Genomic DNA, 23,490 nt, shown 5'->3' with positions numbered 1-23,490 from the left:
GCGTACGGCTTTTGAGTGTTAAGAAGCAAGCCGCGCGCGGTTTCCGTCAAAAATCGGTGCCATTATGCGGAAAACCGCTTTTTGTTCTGCACAGTCGCAGGTTGTATATTTTAAGAATAAATTACCGACATTGATTTCTCTGTTATTCAATTCGTCTGTCGCTAAGATCCGGTTGTTTTTATTGGATTTGAAAAATATCCGAAGCCGGAAAAAGTCATCAATCAGCCAAATTAATTTACCGTATGTATATCTCTGAAGAAGAAATGAGGTTTCTCAGGCTTCTTGCACAGCAGTATCCTTCCATTCGAGCCGCCTCAACCGAGATTATTAACCTCAGTGCCATCATGGAGCTGCCGAAAGGCACCGAGCACTTTTTGTCCGACATTCATGGGGAGTATGAAGCCTTTTTGCACGTACTGCGCAACGGATCGGGATCCATCAAGCGGCGTATTCATGAAATCTTTGACGGCGTGCTCAGTTTGCAGGAACAGCAGCAGCTTGCGACCCTGATTTATTATCCGGAGCAGAAAATGCCACTCATTCTCAAAAGCATTCAAAAAGAAAAGCAGGCTGAGTGGTACAGCGACACCCTTTTCCGGCTGATTAAGTTGTGCCGCGTATATTCATCCAAATACACCCGAAACCGCGTTCGTAAGGCCCTGCCGAAGGACTTTGCCTACATTATCGAAGAGCTTCTGCATCAGCAGGAGAGCATCAGCAACCGGCAGGAGTACTACACCAAAATTATCAACTCCATCATAGATACCGGCAGGGGCGGGCCATTTATTATTGCGCTGAGCTATCTCATTCAGCGGCTCACCATTGCCCGCCTGCACGTTATCGGAGACGTCTATGACCGCGGACCCGGTGCGCACATCATCATGGATAAGCTTCTTGAGCACCACTCAGTAGATTTTCAGTGGGGCAATCACGACATCGTGTGGATGGGTGCCGCTGCCGGAAGTGAAGCCTGTATCTGCAATGTGATTCGGGTTTCGCTGCGCTACGCCAACATGGAGACGCTCGAAAACGGCTACGCCATCAGCATGCTCCCGCTTATCTCCCTTGCTGTAGATGTGTACGGACAGGATCCCTGCAAGCAGTTTATGCCCAAAGACTGTTCCGATTTCAACTCGCACGAGCAAATGCTCATGGCCCGCATGCACAAGGCCATCACCATTATTCAGCTCAAACTTGAAGGGCAAATCGTGCAGCGCAGGCCGCAGTATGGTATGAAAGACCGGCTGTTGCTCGACCGGATAAACTTTGAAGACGCCACCATCGACATCAACGGCACTACCTATCCGCTTATTGACAGCCATTTCCCGACCATCGATCCGGAAAATCCTTATCAGCTTTCCGAAGATGAAGCCATTGTGATGGAGAAACTTGTGCTTTCATTCAAGAACAGCGAGCGCCTTCAGGCACACACACGATTCCTGTTTTCCAAAGGCAGCATGTACCTGACTTTCAACGGGAACCTGTTGTATCACGGCTGTATCCCCATGACCAAAGATGGCAAGCTCGCGCACTTCACCTTTGAAGGCGTAGATCACGGCCCCCGCGCGTTCATGGACCGGCTCGAACGGCTGGCGCGACAGGGCTACTTCGCCAAGGACAAACCGGAGCAGAAACTCTACGGCATGGATACCATGTGGTACCTGTGGAGCGGTCCGCAGTCGCCACTGTTCGGCAAAGATAAGATGGCAACCTTTGAGCGCTACTTCATAGCCGATAAATCAGCGCACACCGAAAACAAAAATCCCTATTACAAATACCGCACAGAACAAAATGTGGCGGAAGCCATCCTGCGCGAATTCGGGATGAATCCTGCGAAAGGTCACATCCTGAACGGGCACGTTCCCGTGAAAGTCAAAGGCGGCGAAGATCCTATTAAAGCGGGCGGCAAGCTTCTCGTTATTGACGGCGGATTTGCAAAAGCCTATCAGTCGCAGACCGGTATTGCGGGCTATACGCTCATTTTTAACTCGTATGGCTTACTCCTTGCGGCCCATCAGCCCTTCGAATCAACACAAAAAGCCATTGAAAAAGGGGAAGACATCCATTCTCACACAAAGATCGTTGAGCACAATAAAAAGCGAATCCGGGTGAAGGATACCGACGACGGCCGGCGCATTCAGCAAACCATTGACGACCTGAAAATGCTGTTAGACGCCTACCGGACCGGCGCTATCAAAGAGCTCGACTAAGGCAGGACCTTCAACAAAAAAAAGGGATATGCACACGCACGTCCCTTTTTTATTGCTTTAAAAATGATGGGTTCTCAGCTGAGTACCCGCTCGGGCTCATCAACGAGCAGTCCGCCGCGGGCCGTTGCGCCAATCACGAGTGCGGCACTGATGACTACGAAATTCTTGAAAATATACTGCCCTTCCATCGTGAGTCCGTAGGGGAAACTCGTAAACACAAGCTCCGGGAAAAGGAAGACGGGCGTCATTGTGCCGATCATCTGAAACATCAGCAGGAAAATGGTAAGGCGCAGCCAGCGGCCTGAAATCAGCAGCAGCCCGATACCGACTTCAAGGGTTGCGAGCATGATGAGCGAAGCCTGAAGCGAGATCATCCCGAAGGTCATCAGCTCAATCGTAGAAGTAGCAAGTTCCTGCGCCGGACTCAAACCGGGTACAAACTTAAGGGCGCCAAACCAGATGAAGATCAGGCCAATGCTGTAGCGCAACAGTGAGATTCCGTAGCGGGCCATGAGGCCGGTAATAAGGCGGTCAACATAATCAAAAAGTGTTTTCATATAAAAGACTAACAGTTCATTTCAGTAGATAAATAGTATGTACCGAATGTAGCTATCTTATTTGAAAACAATATGTAGGGCGGAGGCGCGCCGCTCCCCGATACGAAAAGAGCGCTCTTCCTTAACAGAAAAGCGCTCTCACAAAAGAAAGGATTAAGCTGAACCCCGGCAGCTGTAGCAGCTTAACATGATGGTATTTTTTTTGGGGGGAAAACTCCGTGAACATCAGGAGCTTGGCGGGTAAACTGAAAGCTCCCAAGCCAAAGATGAATCCCTTGCTTTTTAGGATAGTAAAGCGCCCCCTTCGGCAAAACTCTTTGATCATCAGTAAGATCACCATGCCGATCGGGAGCGCTTTTGGGTATTGATTGTTGTGTCAGACTGTGGGTTACTCCGCAAACGGATTGAGGCCCATCACGTACCACGCAAAGGCGTAGCGGTCGGTCCACTCGCTGATGACCGACTCCGTGCTGCGTCCCGCGCCGTGACCTGCGCGTGTTTCGATGCGAATCAGCACCGGGTTCTCGCCCGCGTGTTTGGCCTGAAGCTCTGCGGCGAATTTGAACGAATGGGCCGGTACAACGCGGTCATCGTGATCAGCGGTCGTAATCATGGTCGAAGGGTAGCGCACGCCTTCGCGCACATTGTGCACCGGGGAATAGCCGAGCAGGTATTTGAACATTTCTTCGCTTTGCTCGGAAGTGCCGTAGTCAAACGCCCAGCCGGCACCTGCCGTGAAGGTGTGATACCGCAGCATATCCAAAACGCCGACAGCGGGGAAGGCAACGGCTGCAAAATCAGGCTGTTGCGTCATCACCGCACCGACGAGCAGACCGCCGTTGGAGCCGCCCGCAATTGCCATTAGCTCGTGCGAGGTGTAGCCCTGTTCAACCAGGAAATTGCCGGCAGCGATGAAGTCATCAAACACATTCTGACGGTTTTTCTGTATGCCGGCATGGTGCCAGCGCTCGCCGTACTCTCCGCCCCCGCGGATGTTCGGCTGCGCATAAATGCCGCCATTCCGCAGCCAGGTCAGGTGTGCGATACTGAAGGAGGGACGCAGGCTCACATTGAAGCCGCCGTAGGCATACAGATAGGTCGGATTGCTGCCGTCCAGTTCAAGCCCTTTTTTGTAGGTGATGAACATGGGGATGCGGGTGCCGTCCTTGCTCTCGTAGAAGACCTGTTCCGTCACAAAATCTTCCGGATTGAAATCAATCTCAGGTGTCCAGTACAGCTCGGAGGTACCGTTCTGAATGTCGTAGGCGAAGATGGTCGCGGGATAGGTGAAGCTCGTGAAGGTGTAGAATAGCGTTGTTTCATGGCTTCTCGCGGAAAACCCGCCAGCGGTTCCGGCGGTTGGCAGTTCCACGTTGCGCACGTGCTCGCCGTCGAGGGTGTATTGTTTCACTTGTGTTTGCACATCAACGAGGTAGCTGGCGAACAGGTAGTTTCCGGCGCGGCTCACGCTGAGCACATGTTCGGTTTCAGGGATGACATCCGTCCAGTTTTCGGGCTGCGAGGCTGCTGCATTCACGCGCACAAGCCGGTAGTTTGGTGCGCCCCGGTTGGTGTAGATGTACAGGTAGCCATTGTTGGTTGTGATGACCGAAACGTCGTTTTCGAACCCGCTCAGTACTGGTCTGAGCGCAGGCTCATCGGCTTCGAAATCCATCACATACAGCTCGTTACCGGAGGTGCTGACCGAAGCCGAAACAATCAGGAAGCGCTGATCTTCGCTCACGCCGCCAAAGATGTAGCGACGCGGTGTCACTTCGCCGCCAAATACCAGCTTGTCGTCGCTTTGTGGCGTGCCAATCTGATGATAATACAGCTTGTGCAGGTCGGTCATGGCCGAAAGCTGACTTCCGTCCGGTTTGTCGTAGCTGCTGTAGTAGAAGCCTTCGGTGCCTTTCCAGGAAATGCCCGAAAATTTGACATCAACAAGGGTATCGCCGACAGCTTCCATGGTTTCGGTATTGATGACGATGATTTTGCGCCAGTCGCTGCCGCCTTCAGATATGGAATAGGCGAGCAGGGATCCGTCCCGGGTGAAGCTCATGCCCGCGAGGGAAGTTGTGCCGTCTTCTGAAAAGGTGTTGGGATCGAGGAAGACTTCGGCGTCCCCGCGGACACCACGCTTGCGGAACACGACTGCGTGATTTTGCAGCCCGTCGTTGCGCGAAAAGTAGTACCACTCCCCGTGCCGTACAGGCGCCGACTCCCGCACATAGTTCCAGTCCGCCGTGAGCTGTTCCCGGATCTGCGTGCGAAACGGAATCTGATCCAGGAAATCGAAGGTCACTTCATTCTGCGCCTGCACCCATGCTTTGGTCTCATCAGAAAGATCATCTTCCAGCCAGCGGTAGGGATCGGCAACTTCATGGCCGAAATAGACATCCACATGGTCGCTTTTCCGGGTTTCGGGATAGGGCAGCAGTCGCGGACGCTCACCCGTTTCGGCGCTAACGGTAGTCTGCGCGCTTGCAGAGGCCGAGGCGCTCGCGCTCGCGGATTGCGCCTGCGCCTGAATTACGGCGCCAAAGCTCATCATCATGCCGGTCAGAAAACAGCCGGTCAGGAAAACAGTCAGATTCATAGGTAATAGATTAAGTTAGTAGAAATGAAGATGTCCGATTCACACAATAAGTGGATTCCGGATAAAATCAGGCGTGTTGCAGCAGGATTTTGCGGAAAGCTTCAAAATCAGCAGCCATCGGAATGGCTTGCTTGGTGCGTTTCCGCAGTTTTTCGAGCGCAGGCGTATCCGGAATATGCTGCGCCACTTCTTCCGGCATGACATCCGCGAATTTTGCCGGATGGGCGGTTGCCAGCACAATAGCGATGGTCGTATCAAAAAACTCGGACTTCCTGCGCTGCCAGGCTTTCAGGCCAACAGCCGTATGCGGATCGGCAATATAGCCAAAGTCCTTCCAGGTTTGCAGAATGGTCGCGCGGGTCTCGTCATCATTCACAGAATCAGCAAGTACCGCGGAAAGTATTGAGTCCAAATCTTTGTTGAAAAGATCCAGAATCCGGTCGAAGTTGCTCGGGTCACCCACATCCATCGCATTGCTGATGGTCGGCGTTGAAGGCCGCGGTTCGTAGCGTCCGCTTTCGAGGAAGTCCACAAAGGTTTTGTTTTTGTTCGTTGCTGCGAAAAATCCGCCGGCCGGCATGCCCATGTGGAGTGCGAGGATTCCGGCTGTCAGGTTGCCGAAGTTACCGCTTGGCACAACATAAACCGGCTTGTTGCTGAGTTTCTTTTCCTGAAGCTGCGCGACAGCCCTTGCATAATACACCATTTGCGGCAGCAGTCGTCCGATATTGATGGAATTCGCCGAAGTGAGGTTCATGCGCTTGCGGAGTTTTTTATCCACAAAAGCATGTTTCACCAGCCGCTGACAATCATCGAAAGTGCCATCCACTTCGAGCGCGGTCACGTTGCCGCCCAGGGTCGTGAATTGCTTCTCCTGCAGCGGGCTGACCTTCCCGGAAGGGTAGAGGACCCACACCTGAATGCCTTCCACGCCGAAAAAGCCGTCAGCAACAGCCGCGCCGGTATCGCCGGAAGTAGCGGTAAGCACGTGCAGGGTTTCGCCCGGCTTGCGCAGCAACTTGGCCATCAGCCGGCCCATGGTGCGGGCAGCGAAATCCTTGAAAGCCAGGGTCGGTCCATGGAAAAGCTCGAGCACGTAGGTTCGCTCGTCCAGCTTCACCAGGGGTGCGTCGAAGTTGAGGGCGTCATCCACCAGCGTTTCAAGCTCTACATCGGTCAAGTCGTCTTCAAACCAGGGCCGGAGCAATACGCGACCAAGCTCTGAAACCGACATCCCGGCGATATTCTCCCAGAATTCAGGTGGAAACTTGGGAATTTGATCGGGAACGTAAAGGCCGCCGTCAGGGGCGAGGCCCAGCCGCAGGGCTTCGGGGAAAATGGTGTGGTCTTCAGGTTTTGGATTGGTCTGACGGGTCGAGTAGTAGAGAATCACGGTGTTTATTTTTTGAAGGAGTTGTTCGGGGGATGGGCTTCCGGGTCGGCTACAGATTCCGGATTACAGGGCCCTGCCGGTTGATGGCCGAGACGTAGGTTTCGCTGCCGAGTCCGGCTTTCGTGAGGGCGTGCTGCATGGCGTCGGCAGCGGCGCGGGCGATTTCTTCGCCCCGGCATAGCGCGAAAACGGAAGGTCCTGAACCGGAAATGCTGCATCCCAGCGCGCCTGCCTGCATCGCGGCCTGCTTCATCATATCAAAACCGGGGATGAGCAGGGAGCGGGTCGGCTCAAAAATGATGTCGCTGAGGGAGCGGCCAATGAGCTGATAGTCGCCCTGATACAGGCCGGCAATCAGGCCACCGAGGTTGGACCACTGCACTACGGCGTCTTCCAGGCGAATCCGCCGACGCAGCACGTTGCGGGCATCTTCGGTGAGGATTTCCACATGCGGATGAATGACGCTGCACCAGAGCTCGTCCGGTACCGGCAGCTGCACGACTTCGAGCGGATTATAGCTTCTAATCAGTACAAATCCGCCGAGCAGGGAAGGACCGACATTGTCGGCATGCGGTACGCCGCAGGCTGCGCGCTCACCTTCTGTCGCGAAACGCAGTAATTCCGCGCGGGTAAAAGGCGAGCCGATCAGTTCGTTCACGGCAACAACAGCTGCGACCGAGCTTGCTGAGCTTGAACCCAATCCGCTTCCGAGCGGCATTTTCTTGTGGATTTCCATCTCAATACCACCGGTGTAGCCCGTTTCATCGAGCAGGGCCTGCGCGCTGACCCCGGCGGTGTTTTTCGTCACCGAAAGCGGGAGGCGGCCTTCATCCCCCGTAATCGCAACAATTCGTAGGCCGGACTGAGCGGATTTCCGGACAATTACTTCATCGCCGGGTTCGTGTATCGCGAAGCCGAGGGCGTCGAAACCGCAGGCGACGTTGGCTACCGTAGCGGCGGCAAAAACGGAAACAGACATAAGCAGAATGGGAAAGGAATGCCCGCTGTGAGATCAGCGCAGCGCAGATTTGATGATGTCGCCGACCACGCCGCTTGCCGTCACTTTGGGCCCGGCACCGGGTCCGGCCACGACCATCGGACGATTGCTGTAGCAGTCGGAGTGAATCAGGATGAGGTTGTCGGTACTTTGAAGGCCGTAGCAAGGGTGGGTTTCGTCCACGTGCTGAAGCGAAATCCGGGCGCCTTCCGCACTGACCTTCGCAATGTAGCGCAGCTTTTTGCCGGCACCCCGCGCTTCTTCGTACCGGGCCTTGAAGGCTTCATCCACGGAGGGCAGGTCCTGCAGGAAGGCTTCGGTATCGGGGGCATCGAACAGGCTTGCGGGTAGCAGGGGCTCCATTTGGATGTCGGCAAGTTCCAGGGTCAGGCCGATTTCACGGGCGAGGATGAGCAGCTTCCGGGCGACATCCATCCCGTTAAGGTCATCGCGCGGATCAGGCTCGGTGAAGCCTTTCTCCCGGGCTTCGCCTACCAGCTGCGAAAACGGACGGCTGCCGTCGTACTCATTGAACAGGTAGCTGAGGGTGCCGGAGAGCACGCCTTCCACCGAGTGAATCGTATCGCCGGTGTGGTGCATTTCCTGCAACGTTTTGATCAGCGGCAGACCGGCCCCGACATTGGTTTCATACAGTAAGGAGACGTCACGTCGCAGGGCTTCCCTGTGCAGGGCCTGATAGCGCGCCATGCTGCCGCTGCATGCTTTTTTATTCGGCGTAACGATGGAGATGCTGTTTTTCAGGATGCCGTGGTAGCGTGCGGCGACTTCCTCGGCGCTCGTGCAGTCAACCATGATGCTGCCGGGCAGGTTAAGCGAGGCTGCATGTTCGAGAAATGCGTCAAGGGTCTGCGGACCGCCCTTTTTGTCGAGCTGTTGTTTCCAGTCGTTTTCATCAATCCCGTTCAGGTCAAACAGCATCTTCCGGCTGTTGCACATCCCAATAATGCGGAGGTCGATCTTCAGGGTTTCGCGCAGTTTGTCGCGCTGTTTCAACAGCATATCAATGGCCGTGCTGCCAATAAGTCCGACCCCAATAAAAAACAGGTTTGCGGTTTTGAGTCCGGAAAGGAAAAAAGCGTCGTGAACGGCGATGAGCGCTTTTTGTTCGTCTTTGCGGGAAATGACTACCGAGATGTTCAGCTCCGAGGAGCCCTGCGCGATGGCTGCGACATTCACCCCGTTCCGGCCCAGCGCCTGAAACACTTTCCCGGCAATACCGGGCGTAGAGCGCATGTTTTCGCCCACTACGGCGACTACGCACATGTTGTCTTCCACCACAATATCGGAAATCTGTCCGCGCTGCACTTCGAATGCAAAACTTTCAAGCAAAACCTGACGGCTCTTTTCCGCCTGATCCGGACTCACCGCAAAACAAACAGAGTGCTCGCTGGAAGCCTGTGAAATCAGAATGGTGTTGATACCCGCTTTGGCGAGGGCACCGAAAATTCTCTGTGCCACACCCGCTACCCCAATCATACCTGCGCCCTGAACCCGCACGAGCGCCACGTGTCCGATGGAGGAAATGCCTTTGACAGGAAGCTCAGTCTGATCAGGCTCGCCTGAAATCAGGGTTCCTTCTGCATCCGGCTCAAAGGTGTTTTTGATCCAAATCGGGATATTCCGTGCCATGGCGGGCTGCATGGTAGGCGGGTAAATGACCTTGGCGCCAAAGTGCGACATTTCCTGTGCTTCTTCATAGGTGACATGCTTCACCGGGAAGGCCTTGCGGACCTTACGGGGGTCTGCGGTCATAATGCCGCTAACGTCGGTCCAGATTTCGATGGCTTCGGCTTTAAGGCAGGCCCCGAGAATGGAAGCGGTCAGGTCAGAACCGCCGCGACCGAGGGTCGTTGTGACGCCGGTATTGGTTGCACCTATGAAACCCGTCACAATTTGCACGTCGGGCTTGGCGGCAAAGTGATTCGTGAGAAGCTCTTGGGTTGTTTCCATATCCACAAGAGCCTTCCCAAACTGATCTCCGGTTCTGATAACGGTACGGGTGTCCAGAAATCCGGCAGGAATGCCGCGGTCGGTGAGGGTGCGGCTGATGATATAGTTGCTCAGCCGCTCTCCGAAGCTCATAATAAAATCGAGGGTCCGCGGCGTCAGCTCGCCAACGAGCTGAATGCCCTGAAGCACGTCTTCCAGCTCGTTCAGCATCATTTTTACCCGACCCATCACCTGACTCTGATTCGCAGCGGAAATCAGTTCCCGAACGGTGGTAATGTGCCGCAGCTCGAGTTCCTGAAACGAGCGGGCAAAGTCTTCATCACCGGCTTCGGCCTGACGGGCCATGGCAATAAGCTGATCGGTGACACCGCCAAAGGCTGAAAAAACAACAGCCTGGCAGTTGCGCGCTCGGGCTTTGGAAACAATATCTACGACATCGAGAATGCGCTGTGGTGTAGCGACAGAGGAACCGCCGAATTTGAGAACTCTCATAGCTGAATTTAAACGTAAAGGGGAAATCCGGTGCTTGTAAAAATTAAGCTCCGATGATACGCAAAAAAGCTGTGAAATGAATACTGAATTCAGCTTGAGCCACCAAAACTGCTGTCAGGTACCGCAGAAAGTACGGTAGTCACCGTCGCCGCCTTCGGGTGGCATCGTGAGCTCTTTTCTTAGATTATGATCAGCTTCGGAAGTCCGGCGGTAGGGTTCCTGGAGTTCATGGAGAAGCTTGTTAAAAAAGCTGTAATCATCCTTAAAGGCAGCTTCCGTGAGTGCCCGCTCGACCTGATGGTTGCGGGGGATGATGAACGGATTTTGTGCAGCCATGAGCCGTATGGCTTCATCACGACCGCCGGGATTTTGCTCTTGGCGCTCGCGGATTTTTTGGTGCAGGGCGTCAAAAGCTGATCCGGAGGGAATGCCTTCAAGCCACGCGGATTCGGTTTCCAGAAAAAGGAAGGTATTTGTGAAATCGGCTTCCTGTTGCTGCATGAGACGAAGGAGGTCGTCGGCAAGGCTGCGGTCATATTCTGTGACATCACCGGCAAAGCCGAGTTTCTTGCTCAGGAGTCCGTACCACGCAGACTGAAAGCGGTCTTCAAAACTTTCCAGCACCGCTTTAGCGATTTTGACCGCTTCATCCTGATCTTCGTGAATCAATGGCAGCAATGCACCTGCAAGTACGCTCAGGTTCCACTGCGCAATCCCCGGCTGATTGCCCCAGGAGTAGCGGCGACCCGCGTCAATCGAACTGAAAGCTTTTTTGGGATTGAAGGCGTTCATGAAAGCACAGGGACCGTAGTCGATGGTTTCAGCGGAGAGCGTCATGTTATCCGTATTCATCACCCCGTGAATAAAACCGCAGCTCATCCATTGGGCTATCAGCTCAGCCTGTTTTTGCAGTACCCGCTCAAGGAGGGCAACGGCCGGATTTTCGCTTTCCGCGAGATCCGGATAATGCCGGTTGATGGTGTATTCGAGTAAGCTTGTTAGGGCTTCGGGAGGGAGGAAGCGGCGGGCATACTCAAAAGTGCCAACCCGGATATGACTGTCGCTGACGCGCGTAAGTACTGCACCTTTGTTCATGCGGGTGCGGTACACCTGTTCACCTGTTTCCACAACGGCAAGGCTGCGGGAACTTGGGATACCAAGCGCATTCATGGCTTCGCTGATGAGATATTCCCGCAGCATGGAATAGAGCGTTGCCCGCCCATCGCCGCCGCGGGAGTAGGGGGTGCGTCCGCTGCCTTTAAACTGCATGTCCTTAAGGCTGCCGTCGGTCAGCGTTTGTTCGCCCCAAAGGAGGGCGCGCCCGTCGCCGAGCATGGTGAACTGCCCGAACTGATGTCCTGCATAGGCCTGCGCAATAGGGGAAGCCTGTTCCGGCAACGCATTGCCGGAAAACAGCTCAGCCAGCGACTGCGCTGATTGCTCCGGTACGTCAAGTCCAAGTTCCGCGGCGAGCGTCTCATTAAATAGACGCAGCTTGGGCGCTTCCGCGTGCTGCGGACTCACCTTGCTGAACATCATCGGGTGAAGGTTTTGATAGGTGTGTTGTAAGTTCCAGCCTGTGATTTCGGTTTTATTCGGCATTGGTTTTCCAGGCGTATTGGATGAGGGTTTCCATCGGAATAAAGTCAAGGGCTTCAATAGCGGTAGCTTCTAGATCCACGAGCGGCGCCATGCCGTGTGTCTCAGCTTCCTTCCACCGGAGTGCGCACAGGCACCATCGGTCACCCGCTTTCAGCCCGGGAAAGCGATACTCGGGACGGGGCGTTATCAGATCATTGCCTTTGGAGCGGGAAAACTGAAGAAATTCATCCGTCATGATGGCGCAAACCACATGACGGCCCGCATCAAAGGTGTCGGTGCGGCAAAGACCATCGCGGTAAAAGCCGGTAAGCGGATTGTTGCAGCACAGTTTAAGGGGTTCGTTAAAAATATTTTTTGGCGACATACCAGAAATTTGAAATAGTGTGATGAATAGGTTTAATACCGGACTGATTTTAATAAGTCGGTCTGGTAATCAGGACATAAGACATTTCAGTCATGATCATTCGTGTCGAAATCTAAAATAAGGGAATCGGGAGTTGGTGAAAGGCAATCCCATTGATCGCTGGTGTTGCTTCATTACAGTAGGAATAAGCCTGTGTACTGTTGTCCGCTGTGTTTTTATCAAAGAGATATTCAACATTGTGGCGTTTGGTTTAGAGAACAAATAACGCCAAAAAAATAATTCGAAATTATTCGATGGGCTTGCTTGTTCAGACTATTGTCTGTAAATTATAGACAAATTACTGATATACATCCAAAAGGCTATTTATATGTCCGATTCTTTTAATACCGAAAACCTAAGCGGTGCGGTTCAGTCAGCCGCCCGAAAATATGAAATCACCCCAAACAATACCTTAGCTATGGTACAAATCGCAAAAGATGGTATGCCGGCAAGCGCATTTGCAGAGCTTCTGCATATCACGGGTCTCACCAAAGATGAACTCGCCGCTGTGCTTGGCCTTTCTTATAAAACGGTTCAGCGCTACGAGAAAGAAAACAAGCGTTTCAATGCGCTTAATAGCGAACAGCTTGCCAAAATTATCGCGCTCTACCAAAAAGCGAACGAAATTTTCACAGATCTCAACGCCTTCAACCGCTGGCTGCGTAAGCCTGCATACGGGCTCGGAGATCAGGTGCCCGTCAGTCTCCTGAGCACATCCGGCGGTATAGATCTTATCCGCGAAGAGCTCATTCGCATCGAATACGGCGCACTGGCGTAGCTGTCTGTCATGTTCGTATACCGCATTTCACTTGCAAGATGGGCCGGAGCACTATCCGGTTCCGGGCGGCCGGGCCGCTGGAATTCCGCCGGGCAATATGTAGTCTACACAGCTTCAAGCCGCGCGCTCTCCTGTCTCGAGTACCTGGTGCACGTCGGCGGGGAGCGCGCTTTTATGCGCTACAAACTGACCCAAATTGAAATTCCCGATAAGTGCAGCCGGCAAATTATTTTACCCGCTTCCCTTCCCGAAAACTGGCACAGGGTTCAAAATTATCACCTGTGTCAGCCGGTAGGAGACAGATGGGCTGACGGACTTGAATCCCTGATTCTGATGGTGCCATCCGCCATCATTAGCGATGAATTCAATATCATCATCAATCCGGCGCATCCGCAGTTTTCTCAGGTGAAAATTTCCGAGATCAAAGATTTCACATTCGATCAGCGCTTGTGATTTGCGAATGTGCGTCCGGCAGGCACTAAGATTACATTCATGCAAGACGGATTAACATCATTTAGCGACAGCGGTAGTTCATCAAAACTATTTTCCAAACTTCCGTCTCCCGGCCGCTGTCTTTTTTGCTTACATCTGCCGGAGACTTATCCACCGGTAATCTCATGTTAGCTAAAGCCGGATATCTGTAAACCAATCTAACTGTATGATGAACTGCCGCACTATAAAAGTCAGCCTGACAACGGCTGTTTTTGCTGTTCTCTTGCTGATCATGCCGCTTTGGGGGTTTGCGCAGTCGCAAACATCCCCGACGGACGGGATACGCGAGAATACACCCGCTGTTTTTGCACTGACCAATGCTACGATCGTCACCACGCCGGGCTCCGTAATCTCCAGCGGGACCCTGGTAATTCGTGACGGCGTTATTGAAGCCGTCGGTGCAAATGTCCGCGTACCCGCCGACGCCCGCGTTTTTGACCTGGACGGAAAAACGGTCTATCCCGGATTTATCGACGCGCATGCCCGCACAGGTATGCAGGATGCGCCCGTAGAGCTCGACCGTGGAAATCAGCCCTGGAACCCACAGCTGCGGGCGCACCTTAGGGCCGAACAAATTTTTAATACCGAAGACGACGGCAGCGAAGCCCTGCGCAAAATGGGGTTCACGGTTGCCGCTTCCGTGCCTGAGCTGGGTATTTTTCGCGGACAAACCGCCGCACTCACACTGCGTGACGGAAGTCCGACCGACCGCACCATTCGGGGCGGTATAGCACAGTCTGTCTCACTGAGCCGCAGTTCAGAATTCGGGTTTACGTATCCCACATCAAACATCGGAGCCATAGCGCTGATCCGTCAAACCCTGTATGACGCCCGCTGGTATCACGACGCGCATACCGCTTTTGAGCAAAATCCTGCCGGCCTGCAGCGTCCCGAATACAATGCCATGCTCCACAGCCTTACCGCTGCAGCGCGGGGGCAAATGCCGCTTCTCATTGAAGCCGGCAGCGATGAAGAAGTCCTGCGCGCATTACGCATTGCGGATGAGTTTGACAGTCAGCTTTGGGTTCGCGGCAGCGGACACGAATACCGCATTGCCGATTACCTGCGCACACAACGGTTTTCACTGATTTTACCGCTCAGCTTTCCGGATACCCCCGAAGTCGGCACGCCTGAAGACGCTTACAACCGCAACCTTGCGGAGCTGCGTCACTGGTACCTTGCACCGGAAAATCCTGCACGTCTTGCAGCCGCAGGGATCGCTTTCTCCCTGACGACCGACGGTCTTGAAAATCCCTCCCACTTTCTCCCCAACCTGAGAAAAGCCGTTGAAGCCGGTCTGCCCGCCAATACCGCCCTTGCCGCCCTCACCACGCAGCCTGCGGAGCTTCTGGGCATCAGCGCGACGCACGGCTCCCTTACGCGCGGCAAAGCTGCCCATTTTGTCGTTACGGATGGCGACCTCTTCCACCATAACACCCGCATAATGTATGTCTGGATTGACGGTCACCGCCACATCATCAACCGCGAGCCCCATAACAACCCGGCAGGAAGCTGGGAGCTGGCAAGCGACGAAAGCCTGTTTGATGGCCGCCTTAGCCTGAAGGAAACACGTCCCGGACGTTTCAGCGGTGAGCTGGTAATCGGTGATGATGAAATTAGCCTGAACAACATTGCGTACGACGACCACACGCGGCGTTTCCGGGCTGATTTTCAGCATGATGATATCTCAACTTCAGGGCCGGTACGCCTCACGGCTTCACTGCGCGACGACCGCCTGCATGGCTGGGCAGAAGTAACGGGACAAAGCCGCATCAACTGGAACGCGACCCGCATGGAATCAGGTGAACGTCCGGAGCCGCGCGAAAACAGCCCTATGCGGCGCGACCTGGAGCTTACGAACCTTCGTCCGTCCATGGAATTCGGTCGTGAGCAAAAGCCGGAGCAAGCCCGCGCCATCCTGGTGCAGAACGCAACCATCTGGACGCAAGGCCCCGAAGGCATTCTCGAAAATGCCGATTTGCTGGTCCGGGACGGCAAAATTGCGGAAGTCGGCCATGATCTGCGTGCCCCGCGCCGGGCCGTTGTTATCGACGCGGAAGGCCGTCACGTAACGCCCGGACTCATCGACGCGCACCTGCACTCCGGCGTAGATGGCGTCAATGAAATCGGAAATGCCATCACCGCGGAAGTCCGCATGGCTGATGTCCTCAACATCAACAACATCTGGATGTACCGTCAGCTTGCCGGCGGGCTCACAACGGCGCATGTCATGCACGGCTCGGCCAACCCCATTGGCGGACAAAACGTGACCCTCAAAATGCGCTGGGGCGCGCTTTCACACGAACTTCCCCTCGAAGGCGCACCGCGTACGGTGAAATTCGCGCTCGGCGAAAACCCCAAGCGGGTCGGCACCGGACGTTACCCTGATACCCGCATGGGCGTCGAGCAAATCATAGCCGACCGCTTCCAAATGGCCAAAGATTATCGTGCCCGCTGGCAGGAATGGGAGCGCAACGGCAGCGGCATTCCGCCCCGTCGTGACCTCCGGCTTGACGCGCTCGCTGATATTCTCGACGGCAACATCGACATTCATTCCCACAGCTACCGTCAGGATGAGATCCTCATGCTGATGGTACTTGCGGAAGAAATCGGTTTCGAAATCAAAGCTTTCCATCACGCGCTTGAAGCCTTCAAAGTAGCGCCCGAACTGGCTGAGCGCGGGATTGGCGCAGTTGTTTGGACCGACTGGGGCGGCTTCAAAATTGAAGCCTACGACAACACCAACTACAATGCCCGTCTGTTGCTGGAAGCCGGCGTACCGACCTCCCTTCACTCCGACAACAGTCAGATTGCGACCCGCATGAACTGGGAAGCCGCCAAAATGGTGAGAACCGGCCTTGATCCGGAAACCGCCCTTTCGCTCGTCACAAACCGCACCGCTGCCTTGCTCGGCATAGAAGACCGCGTCGGCTCGCTGGAACCCGGCAAAGACGCCGATTTCGTGATCTGGAGCGGAGACCCGCTTTCCACCTTCACCATCGCAGAGCAAACCTGGATCGACGGCCGCCGCTATTTCGATATTGAAGAAGACGCCGCTTTACGTGCAGCGGTTGACCGTGAACGCGCCGAACTCATCCGCTTAATTCTGGAGATGAACAATGACTAATCTCATCCAAAACCACACGCATCCCATGTCTGAAATTGTGAAGCGTACCGCAGACAACTGCCGAAATACGCTGTACACGGCTTGTATGGCCGTCGTTCTTTTCGGCCTTATGGCAGCAACGCCTCTCTTCGCACAGACCCCCGCTCCGGTTCAGTCACAGCCGGTTGCCCTTACCGGCGGCACCATCCACACCCTGGAAGGCGACACCATTGAAAACGGAACCATCGTTTTCGACAACGGCATCATCACGGCCATCGGAACCGATGTAAGCATACCCGAAGGCGCCGTTACCGAAGATGTCAGCGGGCGCCACATCTACCCGGGCCTGATTCACGCCTGGAGTCAGATCGGCCTGTTCGAAATCAGCGCGGTCGAAATGACGCTCGACCTGAATGAAGTCGGACCCATCAATCCTAACCTGCGCGCCGAGCGGGCCTTTCATGCTGCAAGCCGCCACATTGGCGTCGCCCGCTCCGCAGGTATCACAACCTCGGTAAGCACACCCGGCAGCGGCTGGGGCAGTCCGCTGATTGCGGGGCAGTCCGCAGCCATGATGATGGACGGCTGGACCTGGGAAGAAATGACGCTGCAGGCAGGTTTAGGGATGATGGTGAGCTGGCCTAACCCTGGCAATACCCGCAACTATACCCGACAGCTCGAAGAGCTTCGCGAAGCCTTTGCCGACGCCCGGGCTTACGTCACCGCCGTTCGCGCCCATGCTGCCGGCAACGCCCCGCGACACGACTTCGACTCCCGCTGGCACGCCATGAAACCCGTGCTTGACGGCGCAATGCCGGTCGTGGTCAGCGCCAACGACATGCGTCAAATTCAGGACGCCATCACCTGGGCACAGGAAGAAGACATAAAGCTCATCATCCTCGGCGGTCGCGACGCGCATCTCGTTACCGAGCACCTTCTCGCCTATGATGTGCCCGTGCTGATAACCACGGTTCAAAGTTCACCCTCGCGCTGGTGGGAGCCCTACAATGCCTGGTACGAACTTCCGGCACAGCTGCATCAGGCCGGGGTCCGTTTTGCAATTGCCGGATCAAGCTCCGCCGCCAACGCCAACCGCCTGCCCTTCGAAGCCGGTACCGCCGCAGCATTTGGCCTGCCAGCCGATGAAGCCCTGAAATCACTGACGCTCTACCCGGCGCAGATTTTCGGCCTCGATGACCGCATTGGCAGCCTCGAAGTAGGCAAACAAGCCGACTTGCTGATCACAACCGGGAACCCCATCGAGTACAGCACCCGCGTAGAACAGGTCTATGTTGCCGGCCGCAAAAGCGACATGCGCGACTTCCAGCGGCAGATGTACGAACGCTACTCCGAAAAAATAAGACAGCGTCAGGCACACGCTGACTAAACCGCAAATCGTCTCAAAAAAAAACGGGCGTCATCCGCAAAGGGTGACGCCCGTTTTCATTAAAATCCCGGCAGATTATCGGGAGAAACCGCTCATAGCGGATCAGTCCTCGAGTTTTTCCAACGCAACGGAATTCATGCAATAGCGCAGCCCCGTTGGTTTAGGTCCGTCCGGAAAAACGTGCCCCAGGTGCGCATCACAGCTGTTGCACAGGGTTTCTACACGCACCATCCCAAAACTCCGGTCAACCTTATAGCGGATGGCATTTTCCTTCACCGGCTGCGTGAAACTCGGCCATCCGGTACCCGACTCAAACTTCTCCGAAGCGTCAAACAAAAGCGCGCCGCAGCAAACGCAGCCATACCGGCCCGGCCCGAAACTATGGCAGTGCTCCCCGCTGAAAGGCCGCTCGGTTCCGTGCTTACGCGTCACATAAAACGCCTCCTCCGAAAGCTGTTTCTCCCACTCAGCTTCCGACTTCTCCACACGCTGATCAGGTTCAGGATTGCCGTTTTCAGCAAAATTAAGAATCGTTTTCCAGTTAAGCTCGCTCATAAACGTACAAATTAATTGAGTAGAAATGTCCAAATGCAAACGGCAGTCCCCCGTCCTTTCATTCCGAACGCACCCGTGAACCGCTCCCCCCGTACCCGCGAAAAGCTGCCCCGCCATGTCCCCCTGCAACCGGCACCAAAGCATGTCATGTGTACTGTATTTTTTGGGGGAAACTCACAGAGCATCAGGGGCACCGTGGCAGATTGAAAGCCCCCAAATCGAAGATGAAGGCGTTGCTTTTTTTAGGTAACCGCAAGCCAGTATTTGTGCGGAAAGCCAGGCTGCGGTTAGACGGAATACATAAGCCAAAAGCGCAGGTCATGCAAGCCGATTGACCCCTTAGCCTTTACTGCAGACCTATCATACAAACTGTATGTTGCTGGCGAACGCTGCTATGCGACCGGCTCCTGAAGCCGGACATGGAGCTGTCTACCTTTTTTATGTTCGGTGTATACATTGTTCGTATTTTGTAAAAAACAGGTCCTTTTTTTGGGCTGCCTCTCTTTATTCTTCATCCAAAATTGTTGCTCTTATGTCTCAGCCAAATGTGCTTTTCCTGAATGTTCAGCTTGCCGATGCATTCGGTATTCGTGATGCTCAAACGGTAAACGCCCTTAGAATCAGGGAGGGCAAGATTGCTGAAACCGGCCTGAATCTTACGCCAGAGGCAGATGAACTTGTAGTTGACGGCAAGGGGGCATTTCTTTCGCCCGGCTGGATGGATATGCACGTGCACCTGCGTGAGCCGGGTCTGGAGCATAAAGAGACGATCAAAACGGGCTGCACGGCTGCGGCTGCCGGCGGGTTTACCGCGGTAGCCTGTATGCCGAATACGCTCCCGCCCATTCACTCTCGTGATGTTGTGGAGTATATTGTGAATAAATCCGCAGCCCTGCCGGTTGAGGTGTATCCGATCGGGTGCGTTTCAAAGGACCGGGCAGGGAAGCACCTGGCGGAAATGGGGGATATGAAGGCGGGCGGCGCGGTTGCCTTCAGTGATGACGGCGATCCCGTGTATAATGCCAAACTGATGCGCACAGCCCTCGATTATGCGACCATGCTTGATATGCCGGTGATCAATCATGAGGAGGATCTCGATCTTTCACGTCCGGGGCACATGCATGAGGGGCGGGTTTCTACCCGGCTGGGTCTGGCGGGCACGCCCTCCATTGCGGAGGAAGTGATGATTGCGCGGGATATTCTGCTGGCCGAGCTCACCGGCGGACATGTGCACGTGGCGCATATCAGCACGCGCCGCGGGGTGGAGATGGTTCGCGAAGCTAAGGCGAAAGGGATAAAGGTAACGACGGAGGTATGCCCGCATCATTTCGATCTTACAGATGAAGAAATTGAGCGCAGCGCTTTTGATACTAATTATAAGATGCATCCGCCGCTGCGCACTGCCGATGACGTGGAGGCCATGATTGAAGGCCTTGCCGATGGTACGATTGACGCAATCTGTACCGATCATGCGCCGCATTCGGTCGAGGAGAAGGAAGTGGAGTTTATCTATGCCCCGAACGGCATTCTCGGACTGCAAACCGCCTGGAGCGTCGTGGTAAAACAGCTGCTTGATACAGGCCGGATGAAGTTGCCGCAGGTGCTGCGCTGCCTTATTGATGCTCCGCGAACCATACTGCGTCTGCCGGTACCAACCCTTGAAGCGGGTCAGCCTGCGAACCTGACGCTGTTTGATACGACCTCAAGCTGGACATACAGTGTAGCTTCGAACAAGAGTAAATCCCGCAACTCACCTTACCTTGATCAAACCCTAAAAGGTAAAGCCCACGGTATTTATAACCGCGCGCAATGGGTGCCAAACGACATTTAAGGTACATATTTTACGTTAGCACTTCGGAAGTGAAGGCCAGGCCTGAAAGATCAATAAAGAGATTGCCCTTTACAAAGCGAAGAATGAGCCAAAACTTCGATTTAACAGAATTATGAAAGGGGAGACCGCCGATAAAGGACGAGATGAAATCGCTGCCTGGCCTGAAATCCTCGACTCGTGCCAGGGTGTCTCATCGCATTTCAGAGGCAGTCAATACCAGGTATTCGTTAGAAAAAAAACATCAAGGTTTCTGAAACCCTCAAGGTTTGGTTGAGCGCCGAAAGTTTGGCTCCATATTGGGAAATTGCCTTAAATCAGCCCTGAAAGGGCGGCATATCATCGGACTTAAATATCGCCCACCATATTAGAACCCCGCACGCGCATTGCGGATAAAGCCGGTAATTTGCGCCCGAAGTCGCACCCGCCTCACTCCATCCGACATCTGACCCCCCAATCCCGAAGGGATGGCATTATTGTAGCAAACCCGCGTCCAGCCCAACAGAAAACCCCGAAGGGGTGAAATTATTCACGTTGGCTATAATGCCACCCCTTCGGGGTTCATCGGCCCTGATGGTTCGTTTTTGCTACAATCATTTCACCCTTTCAGGGTTGATGGCATTTTGCCTGGATCAACCGCCATGTATTTTACGAAAGCATAAAAATGGAAAGCGGACAAAGTCTAATGCGGAAATCTCTCATCGGTTGAAGAAATAAATCAGAGCCTTTGGGTGCACAGAGCATTGCCGAGAACCAGCTTCCGTTATCCGGATTTACGTCCCCCAATCCCGAAGGGATGCCAGTTCTGAGATGTTTGGATTCGCTATTGCAGGTCTGCAACCGGCATGGTCGCAGGCCGAAGCTGGTAGATCCCGGATAACGCCGTTGAGCTATGGCTTTGATAATCATACACCTAAGTGGGCGTTTCCGGGATGACGCCGTGATGCTTCGACGGGCTTTCAAAGTAAGGCGTACCTTTGGTGCTTTGATAGCGGTGTTGTCATGCTCCGCTGTTCGAGGTGACCCGCTTTTTTGTGAATCTGCGTTCCACTCTCTTCCTTATGCTTACCGCGTTTCCAGTCTGTTTCAACACCAAATCACCGCCATACTGAATTACTGAAATACTGTTCCACTGAAAAAAAGCAACGCCTTTATCTTCGTTTTGGGGTTTCTAATCTATGACAGAACCATTGATGTTCTCTGAGTTTACCCAAAAAAATAAAATTGGTTTTATCTGGTGGTCTGTAGCAGGGCTTGGTGTTGGGTTCAGGACATGCGGAGTTTGCTCCAGTAGCGGGTGAGGAGGTAGCCGGAGGTGGCGGCGGTGCCTCCGAGGAGGATCGCAGTGCCCCAGTTGGCGTAGAGGAGGTTGCCGGTCATGAAGAGCAGGCTGTAGATCATGGTGGTGCCGAGGATCATGCAGAGGATGCCGGTGGGGACATCCCAGCGGAGGTCCTGCTCTTTGGTGAGGGTGACGCCTTCTTTTTGGGCCTGATCTACGACGGCTCGCCAGCCGGGTCCGCCGGGACGGATGCGGGTGTAGAAGCTGCGCAGGGTGGCGTCATCGACCGGGGAGGTGAGCAGGGTGACGACGATCCATGTCGCAGAAGTAAGGGCGACCGTGCCGACGAGTTTGATGACGTTCCAGTAGCTCATGCTGGTCTGGAAGCCGAAGACATCCACGAGGCCGCCTTCGAGGCGGAGCATGGCGAAGTTTTCGATGAGGATGAACATCATGGAAAAGGTGCCTGCGGCGATCATGGCAGAGATTTCAGACCAGGCGTTGATGCGCCACCAAAACCAGCGCAGGATGTAAATCAGGCCGGTTCCGGCGCCGATCATGAGGATGTACTGAAAGGCCTGAAGCGCGTTTTGGAGCACAAGTGCGAGCAGCACGGAGGCGACCATGAGGGCGACGGTGGAGAAGCGGCCAAAGCTGACTTTCTCAGTTTCGGTGGCTTCGGGCTTGTAGAAGCGTCCGTAGAAGTCGTTCACGAGGTAGGAGGAGCCCCAGTTGAGCTGTGAGGCGGTCGTGGACATGTAGGCCGCAATCAGCGAGGCGACCACGAGGCCGAGCAGGCCTGCGGGCAGGAATTCGCGCAGCATGGCCGGGTAAGCGAAGTCGTTTTGGATGTACTGCACGGGCACGTCGGGGTAGCGTTCGACCATGCTCGCAATGTCCGGGAAAACGACGAGGGAGGCGAGTCCGACGATAATCCACGGCCACGGACGCAGCGCGTAGTGGAAGAAATTGAAGAGCAGGGTCGCGCCAACGGCGTGGGATTCGCTCTTCGCGGCGAGCATCCGCTGGGCCACGTAGCCGCCGCCGCCGGGTTCCGCGCCGGGGTACCAAACCGCCCACCACTGCACGGCGATCGGAATCAGGAAGATGCTCACAAAAAGTTCGGGCTGCGAAATGCTCGGCACCAGGCTGAGTTTATCCGACACATTCGGGTGTGCCAGCAAGTTGGAGAGGCCGCCGACTTCCGGCGAACCGAGAATATACACCGCGGCAATGACCGCCCCGAACATGGCGAAGGAAAATTGAAAGAGGTCGGTCCAGAGGATGGATTTGAGTCCGCCGAGACTGCTGTAAAATACGACGATGACCGAAGCAATGATGAGCGCGACACCCGGCTGCAGGCCGAGCATGACCGCGGCAATCTTGATGAAGGCCAGGGATACGCTCGCAATAACCATCACATTAAAGAAAAAACCGAGGTACAGCGCCCTGAAACCGCGCAGGAAAGCGGCCATCTTCCCGGAATAGCGCAGCTCGTAAAACTCGAGGTCGGTCATCACCTGCGAGCGGTTCCAGAGTTTGGCATAGACAAAAACCGTGAGCATGCCGGTAAGCAGAAAGGCCCACCACAGCCAGTTGCCCGCCACGCCTTCGCTGCGCACGATGTCGGTCACCAGGTTGGGCGTATCCGCCGAGAAGGTCGTCGCGACCATCGAAACGCCGAGCAGCCACCAGGGCATGTTGCGTCCGGAAAGGAAGAAGTTGGTCGTGTTGGTTCCGGCGCGGAAAGAGGCGGCGTAGCCGATGCTGAGCAGCACCATAAAAAAGATGCCGACAATGACCCAGTCAAGCGGTGAGAGAATCAAAAGGGGATGTTG

15 protein-coding genes are annotated in these 23,490 nt (G+C 54.7%); 6 read left to right on the top strand and 9 right to left on the bottom strand.

Annotation, left to right across the window (positions count from 1 at the left end):
- Window positions 1-242 precede the first annotated feature (242 nt).
- Window positions 243-2,210 carry a fructose-1,6-bisphosphatase gene (locus CYPRO_RS09735; protein WP_114984435.1) on the top strand — a complete coding sequence of 656 codons (1,968 nt, stop codon included), beginning with the start codon at window positions 243-245 and terminating at the stop codon, window positions 2,208-2,210.
- Between the two features lie 74 nt (window positions 2,211-2,284).
- Here the strand turns inward: CYPRO_RS09735 and CYPRO_RS09730 are convergent, their stop codons facing one another.
- From CYPRO_RS09730 to CYPRO_RS09695, 7 genes are all read right to left on the bottom strand, one after another.
- Entirely contained in the window at window positions 2,285-2,767 is a 483-nt protein-coding gene (locus CYPRO_RS09730; protein WP_114984434.1) for a DoxX family membrane protein, read from the bottom strand.
- A 388-nt stretch (window positions 2,768-3,155) separates the two neighbouring features.
- Window positions 3,156-5,318: a prolyl oligopeptidase family serine peptidase gene (locus CYPRO_RS09720; protein WP_114985761.1), complete on the bottom strand. Its 2,163-nt coding sequence runs from the start codon at window positions 5,316-5,318 to the stop codon at window positions 3,156-3,158.
- Window positions 5,319-5,433: 115 nt separating this feature from the next.
- Window positions 5,434-6,759 (bottom strand): threonine synthase, encoded by a 1,326-nt coding sequence (gene thrC, locus CYPRO_RS09715; RefSeq protein ID WP_240644723.1) that lies wholly within the window; start codon window positions 6,757-6,759, stop codon window positions 5,434-5,436.
- 49 nt (window positions 6,760-6,808) lie between these two features.
- Window positions 6,809-7,738: a homoserine kinase gene (locus CYPRO_RS09710; protein WP_333472962.1), complete on the bottom strand. Its 930-nt coding sequence runs from the start codon at window positions 7,736-7,738 to the stop codon at window positions 6,809-6,811.
- Window positions 7,739-7,771: 33 nt separating this feature from the next.
- Window positions 7,772-10,219, bottom strand: coding sequence for a bifunctional aspartate kinase/homoserine dehydrogenase I (gene thrA / locus CYPRO_RS09705; protein ID WP_114984431.1), 2,448 nt, complete (start codon window positions 10,217-10,219; stop codon window positions 7,772-7,774).
- 114 nt (window positions 10,220-10,333) lie between these two features.
- Window positions 10,334-11,821, bottom strand: a complete 1,488-nt coding sequence (locus CYPRO_RS09700) for a protein adenylyltransferase SelO (protein ID WP_114984430.1) — start codon at window positions 11,819-11,821, stop codon at window positions 10,334-10,336.
- Window positions 11,811-12,185: a DUF2237 family protein gene (locus CYPRO_RS09695; RefSeq protein ID WP_114984429.1), complete on the bottom strand. Its 375-nt coding sequence runs from the start codon at window positions 12,183-12,185 to the stop codon at window positions 11,811-11,813. Before CYPRO_RS09695 ends, CYPRO_RS09700 begins: the two co-directional genes overlap by 11 nt.
- A 367-nt stretch (window positions 12,186-12,552) precedes the next feature.
- Here CYPRO_RS09695 and parS point away from each other — a divergent pair, with 367 nt between their 5' ends.
- The 4 genes from parS (at window position 12,553) to CYPRO_RS09675 (ending at window position 17,987) form a co-directional block, all read left to right on the top strand.
- Window positions 12,553-13,002, top strand: coding sequence for a type II RES/Xre toxin-antitoxin system antitoxin (gene parS / locus CYPRO_RS09690; protein ID WP_114984428.1), 450 nt, complete (start codon window positions 12,553-12,555; stop codon window positions 13,000-13,002).
- A gap of 9 nt (window positions 13,003-13,011) precedes the next feature.
- Window positions 13,012-13,455 carry an RES family NAD+ phosphorylase gene (locus CYPRO_RS09685; RefSeq protein WP_114984427.1) on the top strand — a complete coding sequence of 148 codons (444 nt, stop codon included), beginning with the start codon at window positions 13,012-13,014 and terminating at the stop codon, window positions 13,453-13,455.
- A gap of 205 nt (window positions 13,456-13,660) precedes the next feature.
- On the top strand, window positions 13,661-16,621 hold the full coding sequence (locus CYPRO_RS09680; RefSeq protein WP_114984426.1) for an amidohydrolase family protein: 2,961 nt from the start codon (window positions 13,661-13,663) through the stop codon (window positions 16,619-16,621).
- The gene (locus CYPRO_RS09675; RefSeq protein WP_114984425.1) at window positions 16,614-17,987 is read left to right on the top strand and encodes an amidohydrolase family protein; all 1,374 of its coding nucleotides are present in this window, start codon (window positions 16,614-16,616) and stop codon (window positions 17,985-17,987) included. The genes CYPRO_RS09680 and CYPRO_RS09675 overlap by 8 nt, the downstream gene beginning before the upstream one ends.
- 102 nt (window positions 17,988-18,089) lie before the next feature.
- On the opposite strand, the gene msrB is transcribed toward CYPRO_RS09675, so the two are convergent.
- Complete coding sequence (gene msrB, locus CYPRO_RS09670; protein WP_114984424.1) at window positions 18,090-18,542, bottom strand: peptide-methionine (R)-S-oxide reductase MsrB; 453 nt, start codon at window positions 18,540-18,542, stop codon at window positions 18,090-18,092.
- A gap of 556 nt (window positions 18,543-19,098) precedes the next feature.
- Here msrB and CYPRO_RS09660 point away from each other — a divergent pair.
- On the top strand, window positions 19,099-20,373 hold the full coding sequence (locus tag CYPRO_RS09660) for a dihydroorotase (protein WP_408625763.1): 1,275 nt from the start codon (window positions 19,099-19,101) through the stop codon (window positions 20,371-20,373).
- A gap of 1,263 nt (window positions 20,374-21,636) precedes the next feature.
- Here the strand turns inward: CYPRO_RS09660 and CYPRO_RS09655 are convergent.
- Complete coding sequence (locus tag CYPRO_RS09655; protein WP_114984421.1) at window positions 21,637-23,478, bottom strand: sodium:solute symporter family protein; 1,842 nt, start codon at window positions 23,476-23,478, stop codon at window positions 21,637-21,639.
- Window positions 23,479-23,490: the final 12 nt, after the last annotated feature.

This window comes from Cyclonatronum proteinivorum, from assembly GCF_003353065.1.
GTDB classification, from domain to species: domain Bacteria; phylum Bacteroidota; class Rhodothermia; order Balneolales; family Cyclonatronaceae; genus Cyclonatronum; species Cyclonatronum proteinivorum.
Note: the sequence above shows the minus strand (reverse complement) of the source record. Positions and strands in the feature narration are given on the sequence as shown.

Coding starts and splice junctions, on each gene's coding strand:
- thrA (WP_114984431.1), bottom strand. CDS start 10,219: ATGAGAGTTCTCAAATTCGGCGGTTCCTCTGTCGCTACACCACAGCGC.
- CYPRO_RS09695 (WP_114984429.1), bottom strand. CDS start 12,185: ATGTCGCCAAAAAATATTTTTAACGAACCCCTTAAACTGTGCTGCAAC.
- CYPRO_RS09700 (WP_114984430.1), bottom strand. CDS start 11,821: ATGCCGAATAAAACCGAAATCACAGGCTGGAACTTACAACACACCTAT.
- parS (WP_114984428.1), top strand. CDS start 12,553: ATGTCCGATTCTTTTAATACCGAAAACCTAAGCGGTGCGGTTCAGTCA.
- CYPRO_RS09710 (WP_333472962.1), bottom strand. CDS start 7,738: ATGTCTGTTTCCGTTTTTGCCGCCGCTACGGTAGCCAACGTCGCCTGC.
- CYPRO_RS09685 (WP_114984427.1), top strand. CDS start 13,012: ATGTTCGTATACCGCATTTCACTTGCAAGATGGGCCGGAGCACTATCC.
- msrB (WP_114984424.1), bottom strand. CDS start 18,542: ATGAGCGAGCTTAACTGGAAAACGATTCTTAATTTTGCTGAAAACGGC.
- CYPRO_RS09720 (WP_114985761.1), bottom strand. CDS start 5,318: ATGAGCTTTGGCGCCGTAATTCAGGCGCAGGCGCAATCCGCGAGCGCG.
- CYPRO_RS09675 (WP_114984425.1), top strand. CDS start 16,614: ATGACTAATCTCATCCAAAACCACACGCATCCCATGTCTGAAATTGTG.
- CYPRO_RS09730 (WP_114984434.1), bottom strand. CDS start 2,767: ATGAAAACACTTTTTGATTATGTTGACCGCCTTATTACCGGCCTCATG.
- CYPRO_RS09680 (WP_114984426.1), top strand. CDS start 13,661: ATGATGAACTGCCGCACTATAAAAGTCAGCCTGACAACGGCTGTTTTT.
- CYPRO_RS09735 (WP_114984435.1), top strand. CDS start 243: ATGTATATCTCTGAAGAAGAAATGAGGTTTCTCAGGCTTCTTGCACAG.